This is a genomic window from Streptomyces sp. NPDC051172 (assembly GCF_040682555.1).
Classification (GTDB): Bacteria; Actinomycetota; Actinomycetes; order Streptomycetales; family Streptomycetaceae; genus Streptomyces.
This window is the reverse complement of sequence record NZ_JBFBBE010000128.1, coordinates 1-5,009: the sequence shown is the minus strand read 5'-3', so window position 1 is coordinate 5,009 and position 5,009 is coordinate 1. Positions and strand designations below refer to the sequence as shown.

The 5,009-nt window shown below is 69.7% G+C and carries 5 protein-coding genes; 2 read left to right on the top strand and 3 right to left on the bottom strand.

Annotated elements, in window-relative coordinates:
- Nucleotides 1-135 precede the first annotated feature (135 nt).
- A complete protein-coding gene (locus tag AB0N07_RS42540) occupies nucleotides 136-1,224 on the bottom strand; it encodes a branched-chain amino acid aminotransferase (RefSeq protein WP_365844818.1) in 1,089 nt (362 codons plus the stop codon).
- Nucleotides 1,225-1,476: 252 nt separating this feature from the next.
- A complete protein-coding gene (locus AB0N07_RS42535; protein WP_365844816.1) occupies nucleotides 1,477-2,520 on the bottom strand; it encodes a 3-isopropylmalate dehydrogenase in 1,044 nt (347 codons plus the stop codon).
- A gap of 142 nt (nucleotides 2,521-2,662) precedes the next feature.
- Here AB0N07_RS42535 and AB0N07_RS42530 point away from each other — a divergent pair, with 142 nt between their 5' ends.
- Nucleotides 2,663-4,225, top strand: coding sequence for a metallophosphoesterase family protein (locus tag AB0N07_RS42530; RefSeq protein WP_365844814.1), 1,563 nt, complete (start codon nucleotides 2,663-2,665; stop codon nucleotides 4,223-4,225).
- Between the two features lie 53 nt (nucleotides 4,226-4,278).
- Here AB0N07_RS42530 and AB0N07_RS42525 read toward each other — a convergent pair whose 3' ends face one another.
- Complete coding sequence (locus AB0N07_RS42525; protein ID WP_106981133.1) at nucleotides 4,279-4,410, bottom strand: hypothetical protein; 132 nt, start codon at nucleotides 4,408-4,410, stop codon at nucleotides 4,279-4,281.
- Between the two features lie 285 nt (nucleotides 4,411-4,695).
- On the opposite strand from AB0N07_RS42525, the gene AB0N07_RS42520 reads away from it, so the two are divergent.
- Nucleotides 4,696-4,902, top strand: coding sequence for a DUF5988 family protein (locus AB0N07_RS42520; RefSeq protein ID WP_365844812.1), 207 nt, complete (start codon nucleotides 4,696-4,698; stop codon nucleotides 4,900-4,902).
- The last annotated feature ends 107 nt before the right edge of the window (nucleotides 4,903-5,009 follow it).

Sequence of the window (5,009 nt, the reverse complement as noted above, 5' to 3'; positions counted from 1 at the left end):
TTTGCCCCCGCCGGGGGGGCGGTGTACTCTTTGCCCCCCCGCCCGGTTTTCGCCCCCCCCGCCCGCCCGGCCCTACCGGGGGGCCGGGGGGGGCGCGGCCCCCCAGTAGGGGCCACGGCAACCCCCGCTCAGCCCTCAGCCGAGAACATGCATCCAGCCGTGCTTGTCCTCCGCCGTCCCGCGCTGGATGTTCAGCAGGGCCTCACGGAGCTTGAGCGTGACCTCGCCCGGCTCGCCGCCCGCCTGCTGCCACTCGGCGCTCTCGCGCTTGACGGTGCCGACGGGGGTGATCACGGCGGCGGTACCGCAGGCGAAGACCTCGGTCAGCGTGCCGTTCTCGGCGTCACGCTGCCACTGGTCGACGGAGACGCGGCCCTCCTCGGACTCGTAGCCGAGGTCGCGGGCGACGGTCAGCAGCGAGTCACGGGTGACGCCCTCCAGGATGGAGCCCGTCAGCGAGGGCGTGATGATCTTGTCTCCGTACACGAAGTACAGGTTCATGCCGCCGAGTTCCTCGACCCACTTGTGCTCGACCGCGTCGAGATAGCAGACCTGGTCGCAGCCCTTGGCGGCGGCCTCGGCCTGGGCGAGCAGGGAGGCCGCGTAGTTGCCGCCCGTCTTCGCGTCGCCCATGCCGCCGGGAACGGCGCGGACGCGGTCCTCGGAGAGCCAGATGGAGACCGGCTTGACACCACCGGGGAAGTAGGCGCCGGCCGGGGAGGCGATGACCAGGAAGAGGTACTCGTTGGCGGGCTTCACGCCCAGGCCGACCTCGGTCGCGATCATGAACGGGCGAAGGTAGAGGGACTCCTCGCCGCCGTGCGCGGGCACCCATGCCTTGTCCTGCTGGACGAGGACGTCACAGGCCTCGATGAACGTCTCGACCGGAAGCTCGGGCATGCCGAGGCGGTACGCCGAGCGCTGGAAGCGGCGGGCGTTCATCTCGGGGCGGAAGGTGGCGACCGAGCCGTCCGGGCGACGGTAGGCCTTGAGGCCCTCGAAGATCTCCTGCGCGTAGTGCAGGGTCATGTTCGCCGGGTCGAGCGAGAGCGGGCCGTACGGGACGAGCTGGCCGTCGTGCCAGCCGCGGCCCTCGGTCCACTTGATCGTCACCATGTGGTCGGTGAAGTGGCGGCCGAACCCGGGGTTCGCCAGGATCGCCTCGCGCTCCGCGTCGGAGAGCGGCGAGGCCGAGGGCTTGAGCTCGATCGTGGGCGTCGTCATGAGTGGTTGTCCTTCACCGGTTGTGTGTGACGGGCCGCGCTCACGTCCGTACGGCCGGTGGCCAGTGCTAGGACGTCCGAGCATTCCCTCAATCCGCGGCTCCGCGTCCGATTATCGCAAGGCGGGGACCGTGGAAGAAACGGCGTGAAATGCGGCCCAGGGGATGATGGTGGCACCCGGCGGGGACACAGCGGAAGCCGCCGGGTGCTGATGCGACCCGGCGGCTTCGAAAGGGTTCGAGGAGCGGCGGGGTCAGCCGGCTACTCGTACGGCCAGCGCGTCGCCGATCTCCGACGTGGAGCGGGCGGGCCTGCCGGTGCGCTCGGCGAGGTCGGCGGCGACCGCCTCGTCGATGCGGGCGGCCTCGGCCTCGTAGCCGAGGTGGCGCAGGAGCAGCGCGACGGACAGGACCGTGGCGGAGGGGTCGGCCTTGCCCTGGCCCGCGATGTCGGGCGCCGAGCCGTGCACGGGCTCGAACATCGAGGGGAACTCGCCGGAGGGGTTGATGTTCCCGCTCGCGGCGACGCCGATGCCGCCGGAGACGGCCGCGGCGAGGTCGGTGATGATGTCGCCGAAGAGGTTGTCGGTGACGATCACGTCGAACCGGCCCGGGTCGGTGACCAGGTAGATGGTCGCCGCGTCGACGTGGATGTAGTCGGTGGTGACCTCGGGGAACTCCTTCGCCACCTTGTTGAAGACGTTCGTCCACAGGTGGCCCGCGAAGGTCAGCACGTTGTTCTTGTGGACCAGCGTGAGCTTCTTGCGGGGGCGGGCCTGGGCACGGGCGAAGGCGTCGCGGACCACGCGCTCGACACCGAAGGCCGTGTTCACCGAGACCTCGGTGGCGACCTCGTGCTCGGTGCCCTTGCGGATGGTGCCGCCGTTGCCGGTGTACGGACCCTCGGTGCCCTCGCGGACCACGACGAAGTCGATGCTCGGCTCGCCGGCCAGCGGGGTGGCGACACCCGGCAGGAGCTTCGACGGACGCAGGTTGACGTGGTGGTCGAAGGCGAAGCGGAGCTTGAGCAGGAAGCCGCGCTCCAGGACGCCGGAGGGGACGCTCGGGTCGCCGATGGCGCCGAGCAGGATGGCGTCGTGCTTCTTCAGCGCGTCGAGATCGGCGTCGGTGAGGGTCTCACCGGTGGCGTGGTAGCGCTGGGCACCGAAGTCGTACTCCTTGGTCTCCAGCTTCACATCCTGCGGAAGGACGGCGGAGAGGACCTTCAGACCTTCGGCCACGACCTCCTGGCCGATGCCGTCACCGGGAATCACTGCGAGATTGATGCTGCGAGACATGTCGGCACCCTACTCCCCGTCCCATGGGATGACACCGGCAGTCCGCCATACGGACATCCGCTCGGGCTGCGGCGCCGTTCCGCCACCCCCCATTCACCCTTACGCATGGCGGGCGTTGGGATTCGCTGGGAAATTCCCTCTCATGGAGATACCCGACTTCGGCATCCCGCCCCGGCTCGCCAGCCGGATGAGCATGGCCGAGCAGTACGAGTACCTGCGCGCCAAGCTGATCGGGCGCCGTACGCTGGTGACGGCGGGCGCGGTGGCGGCGGGCGGGGTGCTGAGCGGCTGCGGCGGTGGATCGGGAGCGCAGGGCACGAGGACTTCGGCGCCCGGAACTCCGGCGGTGCACGGCTCGGTCGTCTCCCCCTTCGGCCGGCATCTCGCCTTCGGCGCCGACCCGAAGTCGCAGCTGCGGGTCTCCTGGCAGGTCCCGCTGGCGGTCCGGAAGCCGTACGTCCGCATCGGCCTCGAGCCCGACGATCTGGACCGGAAGATCCAGGCCGAGGTCCGCGGTCTGCACACCCCGGGTGTGACGGGCGGGCGTCCGGCGCTGGAGCAGTACTACCTCCACGCGGCCCTGGACGGCCTGCGCCCCGGCACGACGTACTACTACGGCGTGGGTCACGAGGGCTTCGATCCGGCGGACGCGAAGCACCGCTCGACGATCGGCACCTTCCGCACGGCGCCGGCGTCCCCGGAGAGGTTCGTGTTCACGGCCTTCGGCGACCAGGGCGTCAGCCGGGCCGCGGCCGCCAACGACCACGTCATCCTGCGCCAGAACCCCGCCTTCCATCTGCACGCCGGCGACATCTGCTACGCCGACAGCAACGGCCGTGGCGAGAAGTCGGACGGCTACGACCCCGCGTTCTGGGACCTGTTCCTCAAGCAGAACGAGCCGGTGGCCAGGTCGGTGCCCTGGATGGTGACGACCGGCAACCACGACATGGAGGCCTGGTACTCGCCGGAGGGCTACGGCGGCCAGCTGGCCCGCTTCTCCCTCCCGGACAGCGGCTTCGACGCCCGCACGGCTCCCGGGGTGTACGCGTTCACCTACGGCAACGTCGGCTTCGTGGCGCTGGACGCGAACGACGTCTCGTACGAGATTCCCGCCAACTTCGGCTACAGCGGCGGCAGGCAGACGAAGTGGCTGGACGAGAAGCTGGCCGAGCTGCGGTCGGCGAAGGACGTCGACTTCGTCGTCGTATTCTTCCACCACTGCGCCTACTCGACCTCCGCGCACGCCTCCGACGGCGGGGTACGGGCTCAATGGCTGCCGCTGTTCGCCAGGCACCAGGTGGACCTGGTGATCAACGGCCACAACCATGTGTACGAGCGGACGGACGCCATCAGGAACGGCGGGGTCGGCAGGCCGGTGCCCATCGGTGCCTCGACCGACCCCACACGGGACGGGACCGTGTACGTCACGGCGGGCGGCGGCGGCCGCGATCTGTACGGCTTCCCGGCGGGCGTGAAGGAGAGCTACGAGGGGCACGTCACGCAGCACGACTCCGTCGACACTTTTCAGTGGACGAAGTCGAAGGCCTCCGCGGCGGAGACCGTGGAGTGGTCGCGGGTGCGCTACCGAGGCTTCTCTCTGCTCACGGTGGAGGCGGACACCGGTGCGAGGCCCACCCTGAAGGTGTCGGCGCTCACGGACAGCGGCGAGCGCATCGACCACTTCGAGGTGCGGCGCGGCGTGTGAGTCCGCGCCGCACCTCTGCGGGTGCGGCTCCCGGCTCGGTGGTGATGCCCGGCTCAGTGGCCGGTCGAACCACCGTTGTCCCTGCGGTCCAGGGCGCGCTGGAGGGCGGCTGCGGCGTTCTTGCGGTCGGACTCGCTCGTACGGGAGCTGTGACGGACTCGGCGGCGTGCGGTCGTCTCGGCCATGGGAAATCGACTCCTTCGAAATCCGGGAGCGCGGAAAGGGGTTACGAGACGCCGGATGGGGCGGGGAGCGGTGCCGCAGGGGTTGCCTGCACGGGGCGCGCTCACGACCGCCATTCGCTTGGTCGAGCGAGACGTTCGGCTCCTACAAAAGTAAGCGAGCGGGCCCGGTCTGTCTCCACAATTACTCGGACTTCCTACTATCTGAGACGGTGGAGTGGGTCACACGGCTCTGATCAGGTGTAATGTCGTTTTCTGCCGGACTCCAACCGAGAGAAGGGTGAGGTCATGCCCGACACGGTCAAGGCACTTCTCGAGGGCGGCCCGCAGGATCTGCCCGCCCGGATCGTCCCGGTCGACACCTCCGGACCGGACCTGAAGATCGAGCTTCGGAACGGCTACGAGCACTTCAGGGCGACCCCGCGTCACGCGAACACCCCGGAAGGCAGCCTGCAGGTGTACGAGTGGTGGGAGCGGACGGAGATGCCCGGCTAGGCCGCCGCCGACCCGACCGCCTCCCGGAAGTCCTTCGCGTCGTCCGTCCACACCAACTGCGCCTGCGCTCCTGCTCGGAACGCCCGCAGCCCCGCTGTACCAGCGGG